This is a genomic window from Kitasatospora putterlickiae (assembly GCF_039527695.1).
In the GTDB taxonomy this organism is placed as follows: Bacteria; Actinomycetota; Actinomycetes; order Streptomycetales; family Streptomycetaceae; genus Kitasatospora; species Kitasatospora putterlickiae.
The window spans coordinates 3588-21581 of sequence record NZ_BAAAKJ010000244.1 but is presented as its reverse complement, the minus strand read 5'-3'; the positions used below and the strand labels follow the sequence as shown (position 1 = coordinate 21581).

Genomic DNA, 17994 nt, shown 5'->3' with positions numbered 1-17994 from the left:
GTCTGGGTGAACTCCGCCACCGCCTCCACGTAGGCGCCGACCCACGCCGGGAGGGCGTGGACGGGGTCGGCGCTACGGCGTGGGCGGGCAGACGAGGTTGCCGTCGACGGGCGGGAAGGTGAACTGGCCGCCCTGGTAGGTGCCCTGGGCGTACTCGTAGTAGAAGTAGTAGATGCTGAAGCCAACGGTGCCCCCCGCGGTGCAGTCCGAGTCCGGGGTGAAGCGGAAGGGCAGTGTCACGGTGCGGCTGTCCCCGGGAGCGATGGGAACCGCCGGTGAGACCAGATTGAAGCGGACGGCCGGGGCGGACACCTCGCACCAGCTGGCGCCCGTGCACCCGGTGAACTCCCGGTGCGCCGCCGAGCCCGTCTCGGAGGCGTACACCGTCGTGTAGAGGAAGGTCACCGGAGTGGCCTGCCGATTGGTGAAGGTCACGGACAAGGTGCCGACCTGGCCCGGCGTGAGCGTCGTATCGTCGACGCTCAGGGCGAAGTGCGGCGAGGAGGGCTCGTCCGCGGCGAAGGCCTGCCCACCGAAGCCGAACAGGCCGAGGAACAACGTCAGTGCGGCGATGAGGCGCACACGCCTCATCGCGGAGGCGGGGATAGACATGGTCGCCCAGCGTAGGCACCCGCCCCCCGGCCCGTCTTCCCCGCCTTCGGGAAACCGGCCATGATCGGGCGCACACACACGTGTTCAGGAGTGAAGGGAGATCACGGATGCTGCTCCGCGATGTCGGGTACGGCGATGTTGACGCCTATGTCCGGATGCGCTGCGACCCGCTCATGATGGCCGAGTTGGGCGGCCCGCTGCCCCGGGAGGGAATGGCGGCGAAGGTCGCGCGCGACGTCCGGCGGGCGGCTGCGGACGACGACTGGACCAAGATGATCGTGCCGGACGGGACGGCGCCCGACGTGGTCGCGGGCACCGTCACCCTGTGGACGCACGGTGACGGCGACGGGCGGATCTCCGAGATCGGGTGGATGGTCCTGCCGGAGTTCCAGGGCCGCGGGCTCGGCAAGCGGGCCGTCCGCGCGGTGCTGGACCTGGCCCGCGCGGACGGCCGGTGGGGCCTCGTGCACGCGTTCCCCGCGACGACCAACGCCCCGTCCAACGGCATCTGCCGCACCCTGGGCTTCCGCCTCCTCGGCGAGCGGGACACCCCCTTCGCCGACCGGCTCCTGCGCACCAACCACTGGGCCCTGGACCCCTGCTCCGAGCGGTTCGACCAGGGCTGAGCGGCGGCCGGGCCCCGGACCGTTTGCGGGGACGGGGGTGGTGTGGTGCATTGGGAGGGACACCACAGTGGCCGGGGGCCGCCGCTGAGGAGGTGGTGAGCGATGGCCGAGTTCGACCGGGGGCCGACGGACGCGTTCGCGGAGCTCTTCTCGCGGGTACCCGATCCGCCCGATGAGCAGGCGTTCTGGTTCGACTGGGGGCCGATCTTCTACCGGGGGCGGCTGGACGGCTCGGCGCGGTTACTGGTGGTGGCCTCGGATCCGGGGGCGACCGAGCGGATCGCCGGGCGCACCCTCGTGGGCGACGCCGGGCAGCGGGTGCAGGGGTTCCTCGGCAAGCTGGGGCTGACCCGGTCCTACGTCTGCCTCAACGCGTGGGCGTACGCGGTGCACCCGTCGAGCGCCGAGGAGATGAAGGACCGGCTCGACGACACCGCCCAACTCAAGTGGCGCAACGAGGTGTTCGGCAAGGCGGTCGGCCCCGCGCTGCAGGCCGTGGTGGCCATGGGGTTCATGGCGCAGGAGGCGGTGCGGCTCTGGGACGACCGGCCGCAGCAGGCCGTGCTGGCCAAGGTGCCGCACCCGTCGAGCCACGACCCGGTGGCGCTGGTGAACGGCTGGCGCTCCGCCGTCACCACGCTGCGGGCCGTCATCGACGCCGACGAGGACGGCGACAACACCGGCCCCAACTACGGCGAGGTCTTCGAGGAGTCCGACTACCGCCCGATCCCCCGGCGCGACCTGCCGTTCGGCGTGCCGGCGTTCCTGGGCGACGACGCCTGGGTCCGCGCCAAGGGCACCGGGCATCCGAACTCGGTGAGCCGGCCCGCGCCGGACGACGGTCACACGCTACTCTGGAAGGCGCCGGACTGATGGCCCTCGTCCTGCGCGGCACCGTCGTCACCTTCGACGCCGGACACCGGATCCTCGACCCCGGCGCGGTGTACGTCGGCGACGACGGCCGGCTGGACGCGGTGCAGCCGGCCGGGCAGCCGGCGCCCGCCGGGTTCGCCGCCGCCCCGGTCGTCGACCTCACCGCCACCGGCGCGCTGGTGCTGCCCGGCCTGATCGACCTGCACGGCCACCTGCAGTACCACACGCTGCCGCTCTGGGAGGCGGTCGGCGTCCCGTACCTGCACCACGACCGCTGGGTGGACGAGGACGACGCGCCCGACTACGCGACCACCGTCACCTGGCCCGCCAAGGTGCTCGGCCAGGCCGCGCCGGCGGCGCTGCTCACGTACGTCGAGGTGAAGGCGCTGGTCGGCGGCACCACGTCGGTCCAGGGCGTGCCGCGCTCGACCCGCCCGATCGACGGCGGGCTGCTGCGGATCGTCGACGTCGAGAAGCTGCCGGCGGGACGGGACATGGTGCTGACCGCCGCGCTCCAGCAGGACGCCGAGGTGCTGCGCAACGAGACGGCGGACAAGCTCGACGGCACCCGGGTGCTGATCTACCACGTCGCGGAGGGGCGGCGCGCCGCCGAGCCGGACCCGGCGAAGCCGGTGTCGCGCGTCCACCGCGAGTTCGCCGACCTCGCGCCGTGCCTGAAGCCGGGCCTGGTCTGCGTGCACGGCACCGCGCTCACGGACGCCGAGTTCGCCGCCTGGCAGGGCGCCGTGACGGCGATCGACCCGGCCGAGCGGGGCACCGTGGTGTGGTCGCCGTTCTCCAACCTCTGGCTCTACCGGGAGACGACGGACGTGGTCGCGGCGGCCGCGCGGGGGCTGCGGATCGCGCTCGGCTCCGACTGGTCGCCGTCGGGCACCAAGCACGTACTGGGCGAGCTGAAGGTCGCCGACGGCCTCAACAGCCACGAACTGGGCGGCCACTTCGACGACCGGGCGCTGTGCGACCTGGTCACCGCCAACCCCGGCGACGCGCTGGCGACCGCCTGGGGGCCGCAGGTGGGGCGGCTGGAGGCCGGCAGCGCCGCCGACCTGCTGGTGCTGGACCGTCAGCAGCCCGGCAAGGACGTCTACCGCGCGCTCATCGACGCCACCGAGCGCCACGTCCTGCTGGTGGTCACCCGCGGCCGGCCGCGCTACGGCACGCAGCCGCTGATGACCGCCGCCGGGGCGACCGCGACCAGCGCCATCCAGCCGGCGCCCGGGCTGCGCCGCCGGGTGGCGCTGAACGGGGCGGACGGCGGGGCGCCGGACTGGCCCGCCGTCAAGCGGGCACTGGACAAGGTCCGCCAGGACCCGCAGGCCGCGTTCCGCGACGCCCAGGACGCGCTGGCGGCGTGGGGCGGCCCGCTCGACGACCCCGACGCGCCGCTCGCCCTCTTCGGCGACATGCCCGAGGGCGAGGCCGCGGCCCTGGCCGGCACCGACGACGTCCCGCCCGGCCTGGTCATCCCGGAGCCGGACGCGCTGACCCACGACGCCGCGTTCCTCGCCGCCGTGGACCGCAGCGGGATCCCGGAGCTGCAACGCCTCAGGGCCCGCTACCCGTGAGCCACCCGTGAGCCCCCGCTACAGCGCCCCCGCCCACGCCCTGCCGGACTCCATCGGGCTCGACGCCTTCATGGCCCGGGCCGCCGCCGACCCGCTGCCGCTCGCCGACCGCTACCGGCTGGTCGCCGCCGCCCGGATCACCGTCGAGGAGCTGTACGTCCACCTGCCGCTCAAACGGGCCCGCTACGCCACCGACCCGGTGCAGCGCCTGCGCCTGCTGGAGCGCCGGGTGCCCGCCCTCAGCGAACTCCAGTTCCACGCCGAACTCGCCGCCGTCTTCCGGGACCTGCGCGATCTGCACACCGTCTACCAGCTCCCCGACCCGTACCGGGGGCGGGTCGCCGTGCTCGGCTTCCTGGTGGAGGCCTACCACGACCCGGACGGCACGCCGCACTACCTGGTCTCCCGGATCGACGACGCCCTCAAGCACGGGGACTTCGACGCCGGGGTGGAACTGGAGCTGTGGAACGGCGTCCCGGTCGAGCGCGCCATCGAGCGCGGCACGGCCGCGCAGGCGGGCTGCAGCCCCGACGCGCGCCTGGCCCGCGGGCTGGAGGCGCTGACGCTGCGCCCGCTGCGCACCGCTCCCCCGCCCGACGAGCGCTGGGTGCTGCTCTCCTACCGCACCCCCGGCGGCCGGCTGCGCGAGACCCGGGTGCCGTGGCGGGTGCGCGCCGCCGACCGGAACCGGGGACGCAACCAGGACCCGGTGCCCACGCTCGGCACCCACCTCGGCATCGACGCCGGCAACGAGGCCGCCCGCCAGGCCAAGCGCGCGCTGTTCGCGCCGGCCCCGGCCCGCCGTTCGGCCGCGCGGGCGCCCCGGGACGTGCTCTCCTACCGCCGGACGCGCGGCCGGCACCCGTACGGTTACCTGCGGATCTACTCGTTCAACGTGGCGAGCGCGCGGCGGTTCGCCGAGCAGGTGGCGGCGCTCGCGGCGAACGCGCCGCCAGAGGGGCTGATCGTCGACCTCCGCGGCAATCCGGGCGGCAACATCCTGGCCTCCGAGGCCGCCCTGCGGGTGCTGAGCGACGGCCCGGTCGACCCGGTCCGGTTCTCGCTGCCGACCACCCGCGCCACGCTCGCGCTGGCCCGCGCCAACCCGGCCTTCCGGCCGTGGGCGCCGTCGATCCGCGACGCGGTGGAGACCGGCGAGCCGTACTCGCAGGCGTTCCCGCTCACCGATCCGGACGCGGTCGCCGACGGGCTGCCGCACTACCCGGGGCCCAAGGTGCTGATCGTCGACGCGCTCACCTACTCGGCCGCCGACATCTTCGCCGCCGGCTTCGCGGACAACGGGCTCGGCCCGGTGCTCGGGACCGCCGGGGCCACCGGCGCGGGCGGCGCCAACGTGTGGACGTACGAACTGCTGGCCGTCTGGCTGCCCGAGCTGCTGGACCCGCTGCCGCGCGGCGCGGGCTTCCGGGTCGCTCTGCGCCGCGCCACCCGGGCCGGGGGCAACACCGGCGTGCCGCTGGAGGACTTCGGCGTGGCGGCGGACCCGCTGCACCGGCTGACCCGGCGCGATGTGCTCGGCCACAACCAGGACCTGCTGGCGGCGGCCGCGGCCCTGCTGTACTGACGATCCGTTGACGTCCGATCGACCATTCCGGCCGTTTTTCGGCGTCAATTTCCTGGCAGGTTCCCGTGGTTGGGCTTATGCGGCCACGAGCAGCGACAACGTCCGACCGACCGCGCTTTTCCGGGGCGAAGCACCAACGGATCGACCGCCGCGATCGCCGAACAGCCGGAAACGGCGACGGAGTTGGATGGTGTGCGATCTCCCCCGTGAGAGGAATCCGCCGGCGCGGGACGGTCCGTGAGCACACGGACACCTTCCGCAGTCACTCGGACCACAGAAGCCCGCCCAGGTGGACCCAGCCCCGTTCACATGTCAAGCACACGTCCTTGGAGCGACATCCCCAACAGCCATTGTGGCTCCGCATCCCCGGCGGGTAGAGTCCCGGTCCGCCGAGCACCGAACACGTGCTCGCACCGGCATTCTTTGGGGCGGGCATGACAAATAACCGCAACATCCACGGGGCCACGTCCGACTTGATTGACGCGTTCACGGAAACCGTGCGCCGATATCCCGGGCGACCGGCGATCGTCCATCACGGACAACACCTCAGCTATCGCCAACTGGACCTATTGGCACGGAGTTTGGCCGAACGGCTCGGCGCCGCGCCGGGCGTGGTGGCGGTTCCGGCGACGCATGTGCCGGACACCGTCGTCGGGCTGCTCGGCGTCCTGGCCGCCGGCGGGGCCTACTGCCCGGTCGACCCGGCGTTCCCGCCACAACGGCGGCGGGAGATGCTCACGGCGGCCGGATGCCGGACGGGCGTCGGCACCGACCCCGAACTCGGCCTCGAACCGGTCGGGTTACCGCGATTAGCCGACAGCCACGGGGACGGCCCCCGGCGGCGGCCCGAGCCGGAACAGCCGGCCTATCTGCTCTTCACGTCGGGTTCGACCGGGCAGCCGAAACCCGTCGTCACACCGCGACGGGCGATCTCCGCCACCGTCGACTCGCTGCGCACCCTGTTCGGCCTCACCCCCGAGGACCGGGTGCTGCAGTTCGCCTCGCTGAACTGGGACACCTGCTTCGAGGAGATCCTGCCGACGCTCACCACCGGCGCCGCGCTCGTCCTCGACCGCGAGGCCCACAGCGGGTCGTTCCCGCGCTTCCTGCGGATGATCGAGCGCGAGCGGATCACCGTGCTCGACCTGCCCACCGCCTTCTGGCACGAACTGGTCCTCCACCTCACCGAGGAGGGCGTCACCCTGCCCGGGCGCGTCCGGCTGGTGGTGATCGGCGGCGAGGCGGCCAACCCGGCACGGATCGCCGACTGGGCCGCCCTCGACACCGGGCGGATCCGGCTGCTCAACACCTACGGCTCCACCGAGACCACGCTGATCACCCACGCCGTCGACCTGCACGGGCCGTCGGGCGCCGCCCGGGAGCGGGCGTGGGCGGCCGGAGACCGGGTGCCGATCGGCCGGGCGCTGCCCCATGTGCGTGAACGGATCGACGAGCGAGGCGAGTTGCTGATCGGCGGGCCCGCCGTGGCGCTCGGCTACCTCGGCCTGCCGGAGGCCACCGCGGCCCGCTTCACCGAGGACGCCGAGGGCGAGCGCTGGTTCCGCACCGGCGACCGGGTGAGCCGCGCGCCGGACGGCGTACTGACCCACCAGGGGCGGCTGGACGGCGAGTTGAAGGTGCGCGGGATCCGGGTCGACCCGGCCGAGGTGGAGGCGCACATCGGCGGCCACCCGGGCGTGCACGCGGTGGCGGTGACGGGGGCGACCGTCGCCGGCCGCTCCGCGCTGGTCGCCTACCTGGTCCCGCGCGCCGGGGCGGCGGCCGGATCGCTGGACGCCGAGGTCCGCGCGTACCTGCGGGACCGGGTACCCGGCCACCTGGTGCCCAGCCGGATCACCGTGGTGCCCGAGCTGGTGCTCACCGCGAGCGGCAAGATCGACCGGGCCGCCTCGCACCGCCGCCACGCGGCGCCGCCCGCGGCCGCACCCGCCCACCCGTAACGCGACCACCCTCACGCGCCCGGGCCCGCGCGGACGAACGGCCGAACCCTCACCCGGTGCCGTCCCGGCGGCACCGGACACCCGAAGGTCAAGGAGAGCTCGTTGAGCAGTGTGGACACCACCCCCGCCGACACCGAAGGCGTGACGGCGATCTTCCGCCGCGTCCTGGAGACGGACGACGTCGGAGCGGACTCGGACTTCTTCCTCCTGGGCGGCGACTCCCTCATCGCCACCCGCGTGCTGAGCGCCCTCGCCCGGACGTACGGCGTCGAGCTGTCCTTCGAGGACTTCGTGCTCGCGCCCACGCCGGCCGGCCTCGTCCAGCTGATCGCGGCCGCCACATGAGCGGCGGCGGAGCACGATCCGCCGTCGTCGTCGGCGCCGGACTCGCGGGACTGACCGCCGCCGAGGGGCTGGCGGCCCGCGGACTGGACGTCACCGTGCTGGAGGCCCGCGAGCGGGTCGGCGGGCGCACCCGCGGGATCGAGGTCGCCCCCGGCGCCTGGGTCGACGCGGGCGCCGCCTACCTCGGCGCACGCCACACCGAACTCCTGGACCTCATCAAGGAGCTGGACCTCCACACCGCCCCGACCACGATGCTCGGCGCGAGCCGCTTCGCGCTCGGCGGCGACGGCGGCGCGGACGGCGAACACGCCACCCGGGACGGCCGGTTCCCGCCGCTGAACGCGGTGGCGCTCGGCGAACTCTTCGACCACCTCGCCGAACTCACCGCCGCCGTCCGGCCGGAGGCGCCCTGGCTCACCCCGGACGCCGCCAGGCTGGACACCCTCACCGCCGCCGAGTGGGCCGAGCGCACCCTCACCCACCCGGACGCCCGGCTGTTCTTCCCGCTGTTCCTGGGCGAGATGATGGCCGCCGACCCGGCGGACGTCTCGGTCCTGCACATGGCCTTCTACCTGCGCTCCGGCGGCGGGCTGCGCTACCTCAACGCCTTCGAGGGCGGGGCCCAGCAGGACCGGATCGCGGGCGGCGCGCACCTGCTCTGCGAACGGCTCGCCGCCCGGCTGGCCGGGCGGCACCACGGCGCCGTCCGGCTCGGCGAGGCGGTGCGGGCCCTCACCCAGGACGCCGACGGCGTCACCGCGCACACCGAAGGCGGCGCGGCGTACCGGGCCGACGTCGCCGTGGTGGCGCTGCCGCCACTGCTGGCCGACGCCCTCGACGTGGGTCCCGAGCCGCCGGCCCGCCGGGCGGGCGAGCGGACCGGGCGCGGCTGCGCGGTCAAGGTCAACCTGGTCTACCCGTCACCCGTCTGGCGCGAGCACGGCCTCTCCGGGTGGTCGGTCAACGCGGAGGGCCCGCTGCTCTCCACGGTGGACGACTCCCCGGCCGGCGCGACGGCTGGCGTGCTCACCGGGTTCGTCACCGGCGCCGAGGCCCACCGCTACGCCGCCCTCGGGCCGCGCGAGCAGCGCGAGGCCGCCGTGGCGCAGGCCGCCCGGCTCTTCCCGATGCTCCCCGAACCGGTCGGCTTCCACGTCACCGACTGGGTCAACGAGCCCTACAGCAAGGGCTGTTACGCGGCGCTGTTCGGGCCGGGCGACTGGCTGCGGCTCGGCCCGGCGCTGACCGCGCCGCACGGCCGGGTGCACTGGGCCGGCACCGAGACCAGTACCGAGTTCTTCGGCCTGCTGGAGGGCGCGATCCGCTCCGGCCACCGGGTCGTCGCGGAGATCCTCGACGGCGCGGCCTGACCCGCCGCCCGGCACCGGCACCACCGGCACCGCTTCCCCTACGCCCGTGCTCCCGTTCCACAAGAACCGCGGGCCACCCCCCTCTCAGGAGACGCCATGAGCGACCCGAGTTCCTCCCTGAGCACCACCGCGCCCACCCCGATCGCGCCGCTCGCCGCCCGCGAGCGGCTGATGGCCGAACCCGGCCTCGGGGCGGGCGACTTCCTCGACCACGCGATCGCCGTGAACCCCAACCGCGCGGTCCCGTTCGCCTACAGCCACCACACCGACCACCGCGGCGCCGTCGTGCTGCGCGGCCACAGCCTGCTCGACCTGGCCGCGCTGCGCGACCGCTACGCCGCCTGGTACCACGCCAACGGGGTGCGCCCCGGCGAGCCGGTGGCCGTGGTGATCGCCGAGGGCCTGGAGCCGCTGCTGCACTTCCTCGCGCTCACCGCGCTGGGCGCCGTCCCGGCCATGGTCAACGACGCGATGCGGCACGACGTGATGGTCCGCTACCTCCACCACGTCGGCGTGGTCGGCGTGGTGGCCGACGACACCACCCGGCTCGCCGCCGCCTACCGCCAGGACCCGGGGCGCCGGCCCCGGTTCCTGGCGCTCGCCGCCGAGGTGCAGGCCTTCGACGCGGACGCCGCCGGCGCCCTGCCCGCCGCGTACCCGTACCGGCACGCGCCCGAGGACGTGGTCGCGCTGATCCACTCCTCCGGCACCACCGGCACGCCGAAGTCCACCATGCTGGCGCACCGGCAGTTCTGGGACGGCAAGCAGCCCCGCATGGTCCGCTTCCCGGCCGAGCCCTACGACCGGCTGATGTCGCTGATGCCGCACACCCACGCCGGAGGCCTGAGCTACTTCCTCACCGCCACGCTGCTCGGTCTGCCGACCGTGGTGATGGCCGACTGGCGCCGCTCGGTGGTCGAGCCGGTGATGGAGGCCTTCCAGCCGACCATGGTCGCCTCCTTCCCGCGCACCTTCGTCGAACTCGCCACCGGGGACCTGCCGGTGAAGGGCGCCGCCAAGGTGCACTCCTGGTTCAACACCGGCGACAGCGCGCACTACGGGCACATCCGGCGGCTGGTCCGGCTCGGCGAGCGCCCGGCCGGGCTGATCCGGCCCTGGCTGCTGCCGCAGCAGCGCGCCGAGCAACCCGCCCTGCCCGGTTCGCAGTTCGTCGACGGCCTGGGCTCCTCGGAGATGGGCATGGCGCTGTTCGGCCAGGTCACCACGCCGGAGTCGGCCCGCGACGACCGCTGCGTCGGCAGGCCGCTGGAGGTGGTGCGCCGGGCCGCCGTGCTGGACCAGGACGGCGGCGAGGTGCCGGACGGCACGGTCGGGCTGCTGGCCGTCGACTCGCCCTCGCGCACGCCGGGCTACTGGAACGACGAGCGGCTGACCCGGAGCTTCGAGCTGGCCGGGTACTGGCTGACCGGGGACGTCGCCCGGCGCGACGCCGAGGGCCGGTTCTACCACCTGGACCGGACGGTGGACGTCATCGACACCGTGGCCGGCCCGGTCTACAGCCTGCCGATCGAGGAGGTGCTGCTGGCGGACTGCGCCGAACTGGTCCGGGACTGCTCGGTGGTCGGCGTGCCCGGCACCGCCGGTGAGGGCCAACGGCCGATCGCCGTCGTCCAGGTGCAGCGGGACGCGGAGGAGTCCACGGAGTCCGACGTGCTGGAGGCCGCCAACAAGGCGCTCGCCGAGGCGGGCCTGGCCGCGCTCGCCGCCGTCCGGATCGCCCGCACGGCCGAGGAGTTCCCGCTCGGGCCCACCGGCAAGGTGCTCAAGCGCGAACTGCGCACCCGCTTCGCCACCCTCTTCACCGGCCAGTAGCCCCGGATGGACGACCACCACGACGCCGCCGCGCACCCCGCGCCGGCGCAGCCCTACCAGTACGTCCGTACCCCGCTGGTGGAACCGGACTGGCGCCGGCTGCCGGGCTGGCGCGACGTGACCGAGGCCCAGTGGCGCGACGCCCAGTGGCAGCGCGCCCACTGCGTCAAGAACACCCGCCAGCTGCGGGCCGTCGCCGGCGACCTGCTGACCTCCGAGGTCTACGAGCAACTCGACGCCGACCAAGCCGAGTTCGCCACCATGCCGCTGCTGGTGCCGCCGCAGCTGCTCAACACCATGGCCGCGCACGCCCCGACCACCCCCGAGGCGTTCACGGCGGCGTTCCTGGCCGACCCGGTGCGCCGCTACATGCTGCCGGTGCGCGCCGACCGGCTGCCGCACTGGCCCAGCCACCCCAAGGCCGAGCGCGACTCGCTGCACGAGGCCGAGATGTGGGTGGTCGAGGGACTGACCCACCGCTACCCCACCAAGGTGCTGGCCGAACTGGTCGCCACCTGCCCGCAGTACTGCGGCCACTGCACCCGGATGGACCTGGTCGGCACCTCCACCCCGCAGGTCGCCAAGACCCGGCTGACGCTGCGCCCGGAGCACCGCCAGGAGCAGATGCTCGACTACCTCAAGCGCACCCCGAGCGTGCGCGACGTGGTGGTCTCCGGCGGCGACCTCGCCAACGTCCCCTGGCCGCAGCTGGAGTCGTTCCTGCGCCGGCTGCTGGAGCTGGAGTCGGTGCGCGACATCCGGCTCGCCAGCAAGGCGGTGGTCGGACTGCCGCAGCACTGGCTGCAGCCGAAGGTCCTGGCGGGCGTGCGGCGGGTGGCCACGATCGCCGCCCGCCGCGCCGTCAACCTCGCCGTGCACACCCACGCCAACCACGTCCGCTCGGTCACCCCGCTGGTCGCCGAGGCGGCCCGGGCGCTGCTCGACGCGGGCGTGCGGGACGTGCGCAACCAGGGCGTGCTGATGCGGCGGGTCAACGACACCCCCGAGGACCTGCTGGACCTCTGCTTCGCGCTCCAGGGCGAGGCCAACATCCTGCCGTACTACTTCTACCTCTGCGACATGATCCCCAACGCCGAGCACTGGCGCACCAGCCTCCACCAGGCCCAGCGCCTCCAGGAGGCGATCATGGGCTACCTGCCCGGCTACGCCACCCCGCGCCTGGTCTGCGACGTGCCGCGGCTCGGCAAGCGCTGGGTGCACCAGGTGGTGGCCTACGACCGCGAGCGCGGCATCTCGTACTGGACGAAGAACTACCGCACCGGCCTTGAGGTCCGCGACTCCGGCGCCGCCACCGCCGGGCACGACGCGCTGGACCGCCTCCGCCCCTACTACGACCCGGTGGACACCCTGCCCGAGTCCGGCCGCCGCTGGTGGGCCGAGCGGGCCGGGCACCCCGCACCCCAGGAAGGAGCAGCACGGTGAACCCCGCCGCCCCAGACGCCCCCGGCCCGCTGCGCCGGATGTGCTGGATCTTCCCCGACCGCGAGTCCACCCGGACCACCGCGACCTGGCGCCACTACTTCTGGGACCTCTACGCCGAGACGGCCGAGGAGCTGGGCCTGACCTGGTGCCGGCACGCCCCGGACGCGGTCACCGTGGACGCCACCGACCCCGCCCGCCCCCGGGTGTACGTCGACGAGGAGCCGGTCACCCCGCAGGACACCCTGTTCATCACCGCGCTCTACTCGCTGCCGTACCAGTCGATGGACGTCTTCAACCAGTACGCGCTGTACGCGGTGCTGGAGCAGGCCGGCTTCTACCTGCCGTTCCCGCCGCAGGTCTCGCTGATCGGCAACGACAAGCTGGCCACCGTGCTGCACCTGGCCGGCTCGCCGGTGCCGCCGATCCCGTCGATCCGGATCGGCACCGGCCGGGACGTCGCCAAGCACCACTACGAGGTGGCGCTCGACGGCCTGACCTACCCGGCGATCGTCAAGCCGGCCGGCTGGTGCGGCGGCGGCGGGATCAACCTGGCGCGCGGCCCGGAGGACGTCCGGGGCCTGGCCAGCCTCGCCCAGGGCGGCGACACCACGCTGATCGCCCAGCCCTACCTCGGCGACGGCACCGTCGACTACCGCGTCTACGTGATCGACGGCAAGCCGTACGCGGCGCTGCGGCGGGTGCCCGAACCCGGCTCGCCGGTGGCCAACGCCAGCCGCGGCGGCACGATGGAGTTCCCGCCGGTGCCGCCCGAACTGGCCGAGGCCACCGCGTACTTCGCCGAGAAGCTGGCGATCCCGTTCTTCTGCGTGGACTTCCTGTACGACGGCGAGCGGTACTGGTTCTCGGAGTTGGAGCCGGACGGGGTGATCGCCCCCGACTTCGACGACCCGGGGCGCACCCTGCAGCGGGACATCACCCGGGCCCGGTTCACCGCCTACCGGGACGCCCACGCCAAGTGGCTCGCGAACCGCCCGCCCACCACCCCCCGATCGGAAACCCGATGACCGACGCCTTCTCCCTGCCGCCCGAAGCGGCCGAGCCGCACCTGCACGTCGCGGCACGGACCCTGGAGCTGCTGCGGACGGTGCCCGCGTTCGCCGACCGCTACGCCGGCCACCCCGGACCGGTCCGCGGCCTGGACGAGCTGGCCGCCCTGCCTCCGCTGCTCAAGGACGACCTCAACACCGCCCTCGCCCACCTGGAGCCGCGCTCCGAGACCGCCGCCACCTGGCTGTTCCAGAGCGGCGGCTCCACCGGCGCGCCCAAGGTCGGCTACGCGCCCACCGGCTTCTACATGGACGGCGTGCACGCCCACTGGCGGGCGCTGGACCGCGACGACGTGTTCGCCAACGCCTGGGGCGCCGGCCGGATGTGGGGCGCGCACTTCCTCGCCGCCGCGCTCGCCGACCGGGCCGGCTGCCGGGTGATCGCCCTCGGCTCGATCACCCGTGAGGAGTACCCGGACTGGCTGGCCTTCCTCGCCGACCGGGGCGTCACCGCGATCGGCGGCACCCCGAGCGTGCTGCGCCTGTGGTTCGCGCACGCCCGCGCCGCCGGGCTCAAGCTGCCGGCCCTGCGGAAGGTGCTCTGGCTCGGCGAGGCCTGGCAGCCGCAGCTGGAGGAGGACCTCGCGGCCGTCGCGCCGCAGGCCCGCCGCTGGGGCATGTTCGGCTCCACCGAGACCTGGGTGGTCGGCACCAACACCCCCGACTGCCCCGCCGACACCTTCCACCCGCTGCCCGAGCAGCTGGTGCACGCCGGCCCGGACGGGCTGCTGGACTTCACCACCCTCAACCCCGAGATGCTGAACCCGGTGCTGCGCTACCGCACCGGCGACGCGGGCGAGCTGGCCGACTGCCCGTGCGGGCGGCCGGGCCGGTCGTTCCGGGTGCTGGGGCGGCGCGACAACGTCGTCCAGGTGCGCGGCCTCGGCCTGCACGTGGACGAGCTGGTCGCCCGGGCGGAGCGCGAGCCGGGCGTCTCCCGGGCGCAGGTGGTGGTCACCGAGGACGGCGGCCGGGCCACCGGCGTGGAGGTCCTGCTGCTGGCCGGCCCGGGGGCGGCGGTGGACGCGGCCGCGCTCCGTGCCGAACTGCTCTCCGGGACCTTCACGCTGAGCACCGCCTTCCAGCACGACCCGGAGCACGTCACGGTCCGCGTCACGGACGCGCTGGTCAGCAACGACCGCACCGGCAAGACGGCCTCCCTCGTGGTCCGCGAGGCCGCGGCCGACGCGCCGGCCCCCGGGGCGGCCTCGTGAAGCCGCGGCGTCCGGAGGACCTGGGGCGCGGCTTCAACCTGTTCTGGGCCGGCCAGACGGTCAGCGTGGTCGGCGACCGGATCACCGTGTTCGTCGTCCCCACCCTGATGATCTTCGTGCTGCACGCCTCCGCCCTCCAGGTCGGCGTGGTGGCGATGGCCCAGTACCTCGGCATCCCGCTGCTGGGCCCGGTCGCGGGCGTGCTGGTCGACCGCTGGGACAACCGCCGGACCATGCTGGTCTGCGACCTGCTGCGGCTGGCCGCCGTCCTGGTGATCCCGCTCGCGTACTGGCTGGACTTCCTCTCCACCGCGCTGCTGTTCGGCTGCGTCGCGGTGATCAGCGGCGCGACCATCTTCTTCAACGTCGGCTACCTGATCGCCGTCCCGGCCGTGGTGCCCGAGGAGCGGATGGTGCGCGCCTACTCCCGGCTGGAGGGCAGCAACTCGGTCTCCGAGGTGGCCGGGCCCTCGATCGCCGCCGGCCTGTACAGCGCGCTCGGGGTGGGCGCGCTGCTGGTGGACGCGGCCAGCTACCTGGTCTCCGCCGCCTGCTTCCGCGCCATGCCGCCGTGGGGCGAGCGGGCCGTCGTCGAGGGCACCGTCTGGGAGCGGCTGACGGCGGGCTTCCGGATGAACTGGGCCGATCCGGTGCTGCGCCGGGTGGTGCTGGCGGCCGTCACGCTCAACTCCGGCGGGCCGATCTTCGTCACGGTGCTGCCGGTGCTCGCCTACCGGGGCCTGGGCGTGTCGGTCGGGGTGCTCGGCGCGGCCATGTCGGTCGGCGCGGTGGGCGCGCTGATCGGGGCCGTGGTCGCGCCGCGGATCAGCGCGCGCCTGGGCCTGGGCCGGACGCTGGCCTGGTCGCTGCTGCTGCACTGCCTGGTCGGGCTGGGCGTGCTGGCCGCGCCCGCGCTGCCGTCCGGGCCGGTGATCGCGGTGACGATGGGCTGCTACGGCTTCTTCATGTCCTGCATCAACGTGTGCAGCGCGCCCACCCGCCAGTCGCGGATGTCCGCCGAGCACCAGGGCGTGATGCACGCGGCGTTCCGCACCGTCACCTGGGGCGTCATCCCGCTGGCCGCGCTGGTCGGCGGCCTCGCCGTCTCCGCGCTCACCGGGCCGCTGGGCATCCGGGACGCCGCGCGCTGGGTGATGGCCGGCGGCACGCTGCTGGCGGCCTGCTCGTTCCTTCCCGCGCTCGGCATCCAGCCCCGGCTGGATGCCGCCGCCCGCGAGGAGAAGCGGCAACCCGCCGACGAGGCACCGGAGTTGTCGGAGAGCGCGTCATGACGGCGGACGGCGTCCTGCTGATCACCGGCTGCTCCTCCGGCATCGGCCTGGCCACCGCGGTGGCCGCCGCCCGCGCCGGGTTCACCACGGTGGCCACGCTGCGCGACCCGGCCCGCGCCGAGGCACTGCTCAAGGCCGCCGAGCAGGCCGGCGTGACACTGGACGTCCGCCCGCTCGACGTCACCGACCCCGTGTCCGTCACCGCCTGCGTCGACGGCGTCGCCGCGGCGTACGGGCGGCTGGACGCGGTGGTCAACAACGCCGGCGTCTCCAACTTCGACCCCACCCTGGAGATGTCCACCGACGCCGCGCTGCGGGCGAACCTGGAGGTGAACTTCTTCGGAGTGATCGCCGTCAGCCGCGCCGCGCTGCCGCGGCTGCGCGCCTCCGGCGGGCGACTGGTCACCATCGGCAGCGTGCACGGCGTGGTCGGCCAGCCGTTCAACGAGGCCTACTGCGCCGCCAAGTTCGCCGTCGAGGGCTTCATGGAGAGCCTGGCCCCGGTGGCCGGCGCGCACGGCGTACGGGTCTCCGTGGTCGTCCCCGGCTTCGTACCGGACACCGCCTTCGGGGTCTTCCCGGACATCGACCGCCGCACCATCGAGGCCGCCTCCGGCCCGTACGCGCCGACCTTCGCCGACTACCTGGCCTGGGTCGGCGGCCAGGGCTGGGAGGCCGCCGGACAGCCGGCCCGCGAGGTCGCCGAGGTGGTGGTGCGCACGCTGCGCGCCGAACGGCCCGCGTTCCGCGTCCCCACCAACGCCTGGGCCGCCGAGCACCTGGCCCACAAGCTCGCCGACCCGGACGGCTCGGCCGTCCAGACCCTCGCCCGCACCTGGATCGGCCACACCGAACCGAACTGACGCCACATCAGGAGCCCCGCATGCCCGCCAAACCCCTGCCCGAGCTGGTCGACTTCGCCCGCCGCAACTCGCCGTTCTACGCCGAGCTGTACCGGGACCTGCCGCCGCGCGTCGAGCACCTCACCGAGCTGCCGGTGATCGAGCAGACCGCCTTCTGGGCCGCCAACTCCTGGCCGGAGAACCGGCTGCTCACCGGACCGCTGCTGGACGCCGGGGTCTACAAGACCGGCGGCACCACCGGCGTCCCCAAGTTCTCCCCGTGGACGCGCACCGAGCACGCCGACTCGGTCACCGCGTTCGGCGCGGGCCTGGTCCAGGCCGGCCTCAAGCCCGGCCACCGGGTCGCCAACCTGTTCTGCGCCGGCGAGCTGTACGGCGGCTTCCTCTACATCGAGAACGCCCTGCACCACGCGCCGGTCGACAACGTCCGGCTGCCGGTCGGCGCGGCGCCCGACGGGTACGTGGCCGACCTGATCCACGACTTCGGCGTGGACGTGCTGGCCGGCGAGCCGATGAAGCTCAGCTCCGTCGCCGAGCACCTGGTCACGCAGGGCCGGCCCGCCGAGCGGATCGAACTGCTGCTGTTCGGCGGGGACCTGCTCTTCGCCGACCTGCGGCCGATCCTCTCCCGGGCGTTCCCCAACGCGGCCGTCGCCTCGATCGGCTACGCCTCGGTGGACGCCGGCCTGGTCGGCGCGCCGGTACCCGGCGACGACGTCCGGGTGCACGAGGCGTTCCCCCACCGGACCGTGGTGGAGCTCCTCGACGACATCACCGGCGAGCCGGTCACCGAACCCGGGGTGCCCGGCCGGGTCGTGGTCACCAACCTGTTCCGCACCCTGATGCCGATCCTGCGCTACCCGACCGGCGACCGCGCCGAATGGGTCGACGTGGAGCGCGGACGGTTCCGCCTGGTCGGCCGGGCCACCGAGGGCGCCCGGGTCGGCACGGTGGCGATGCCGACCGAGGAGATCCGCGCCGTCCTGCTCGCCCACGACCCGGATCAGATCATCTCCGGCATGCAGATGGTGCAGCGGCGCTGGGACGGCAAGGACGGGCTGGTGCTGCGCCTCGGCTTCACCGAGGAACCGCCGGCCGGCCTGGCCGAGCGGCTGGTGGAGGCCGTGTACAAGGCGCGCCCGCTCTACCCGGACTACGTGGCCGACGGGGTGATCCACGACCTGGTGGTGGAGTGGGTGCCGCGCTCCGAGCTGGTCACCAACCCGCGCACCGGCAAGCTCCAGCAGGTCATCGACGAGCGCCCGCCGGCCTGAGCCCGCACCTGATCCGGTTCGCGGGCGGGGACCTCGGCCCCCGCCCGCGA

At 74.2% G+C, this 17994-nt stretch carries 15 protein-coding genes; 14 read left to right on the top strand and 1 reads right to left on the bottom strand.

All coding sequences use genetic code 11. From position 1 onward, the window contains the following. Window positions 1–72 precede the first annotated feature (72 nt). Window positions 73–612, bottom strand: coding sequence for a hypothetical protein (locus ABD308_RS24660; protein ID WP_344338696.1), 540 nt, complete (start codon window positions 610–612; stop codon window positions 73–75). 107 nt (window positions 613–719) lie between these two features. On the opposite strand from ABD308_RS24660, the gene ABD308_RS24655 reads away from it, so the two are divergent. From ABD308_RS24655 to ABD308_RS24590, 14 genes are all read left to right on the top strand, one after another. Further along, window positions 720–1238: a GNAT family N-acetyltransferase gene (locus ABD308_RS24655; protein WP_344338695.1), complete on the top strand. Its 519-nt coding sequence runs from the start codon at window positions 720–722 to the stop codon at window positions 1236–1238. A gap of 102 nt (window positions 1239–1340) precedes the next feature. After that, a complete protein-coding gene (locus ABD308_RS24650; protein WP_344338693.1) occupies window positions 1341–2111 on the top strand; it encodes a uracil-DNA glycosylase family protein in 771 nt (256 codons plus the stop codon). Beyond that, a complete protein-coding gene (locus tag ABD308_RS24645) occupies window positions 2111–3697 on the top strand; it encodes an amidohydrolase family protein (RefSeq protein ID WP_344338690.1) in 1587 nt (528 codons plus the stop codon). Before ABD308_RS24650 ends, ABD308_RS24645 begins: the two co-directional genes overlap by 1 nt. A 7-nt stretch (window positions 3698–3704) precedes the next feature. After that, window positions 3705–5282, top strand: coding sequence for a S41 family peptidase (locus ABD308_RS24640; protein WP_344338688.1), 1578 nt, complete (start codon window positions 3705–3707; stop codon window positions 5280–5282). A gap of 434 nt (window positions 5283–5716) precedes the next feature. Beyond that, entirely contained in the window at window positions 5717–7243 is a 1527-nt protein-coding gene (locus ABD308_RS24635) for an amino acid adenylation domain-containing protein (protein ID WP_344338686.1), read from the top strand. Between the two features lie 111 nt (window positions 7244–7354). Next, window positions 7355–7588, top strand: coding sequence for a phosphopantetheine-binding protein (locus tag ABD308_RS24630; RefSeq protein ID WP_344338736.1), 234 nt, complete (start codon window positions 7355–7357; stop codon window positions 7586–7588). Then, window positions 7585–8958: a flavin monoamine oxidase family protein gene (locus tag ABD308_RS24625; RefSeq protein WP_344338685.1), complete on the top strand. Its 1374-nt coding sequence runs from the start codon at window positions 7585–7587 to the stop codon at window positions 8956–8958. Before ABD308_RS24630 ends, ABD308_RS24625 begins: the two co-directional genes overlap by 4 nt. 96 nt (window positions 8959–9054) lie before the next feature. Then, window positions 9055–10791 (top strand): class I adenylate-forming enzyme family protein, encoded by a 1737-nt coding sequence (locus tag ABD308_RS24620; RefSeq protein ID WP_344338683.1) that lies wholly within the window; start codon window positions 9055–9057, stop codon window positions 10789–10791. Window positions 10792–10797: 6 nt separating this feature from the next. Next, entirely contained in the window at window positions 10798–12234 is a 1437-nt protein-coding gene (locus ABD308_RS24615; protein WP_344338681.1) for a KamA family radical SAM protein, read from the top strand. Next, complete coding sequence (locus tag ABD308_RS24610) at window positions 12231–13259, top strand: ATP-grasp domain-containing protein (protein ID WP_344338679.1); 1029 nt, start codon at window positions 12231–12233, stop codon at window positions 13257–13259. Before ABD308_RS24615 ends, ABD308_RS24610 begins: the two co-directional genes overlap by 4 nt. Next, window positions 13256–14515 (top strand): phenylacetate--CoA ligase family protein, encoded by a 1260-nt coding sequence (locus tag ABD308_RS24605; RefSeq protein WP_344338676.1) that lies wholly within the window; start codon window positions 13256–13258, stop codon window positions 14513–14515. The genes ABD308_RS24610 and ABD308_RS24605 overlap by 4 nt, the downstream gene beginning before the upstream one ends. Continuing rightward, on the top strand, window positions 14512–15807 hold the full coding sequence (locus ABD308_RS24600; protein WP_344338674.1) for an MFS transporter: 1296 nt from the start codon (window positions 14512–14514) through the stop codon (window positions 15805–15807). The genes ABD308_RS24605 and ABD308_RS24600 overlap by 4 nt, the downstream gene beginning before the upstream one ends. After that, window positions 15804–16670, top strand: a complete 867-nt coding sequence (locus ABD308_RS24595; RefSeq protein ID WP_344338672.1) for an SDR family NAD(P)-dependent oxidoreductase — start codon at window positions 15804–15806, stop codon at window positions 16668–16670. The genes ABD308_RS24600 and ABD308_RS24595 overlap by 4 nt, the downstream gene beginning before the upstream one ends. 20 nt (window positions 16671–16690) lie before the next feature. Next, window positions 16691–17944 carry a phenylacetate--CoA ligase family protein gene (locus ABD308_RS24590; protein WP_344338670.1) on the top strand — a complete coding sequence of 418 codons (1254 nt, stop codon included), beginning with the start codon at window positions 16691–16693 and terminating at the stop codon, window positions 17942–17944. Window positions 17945–17994 lie beyond the last annotated feature (50 nt).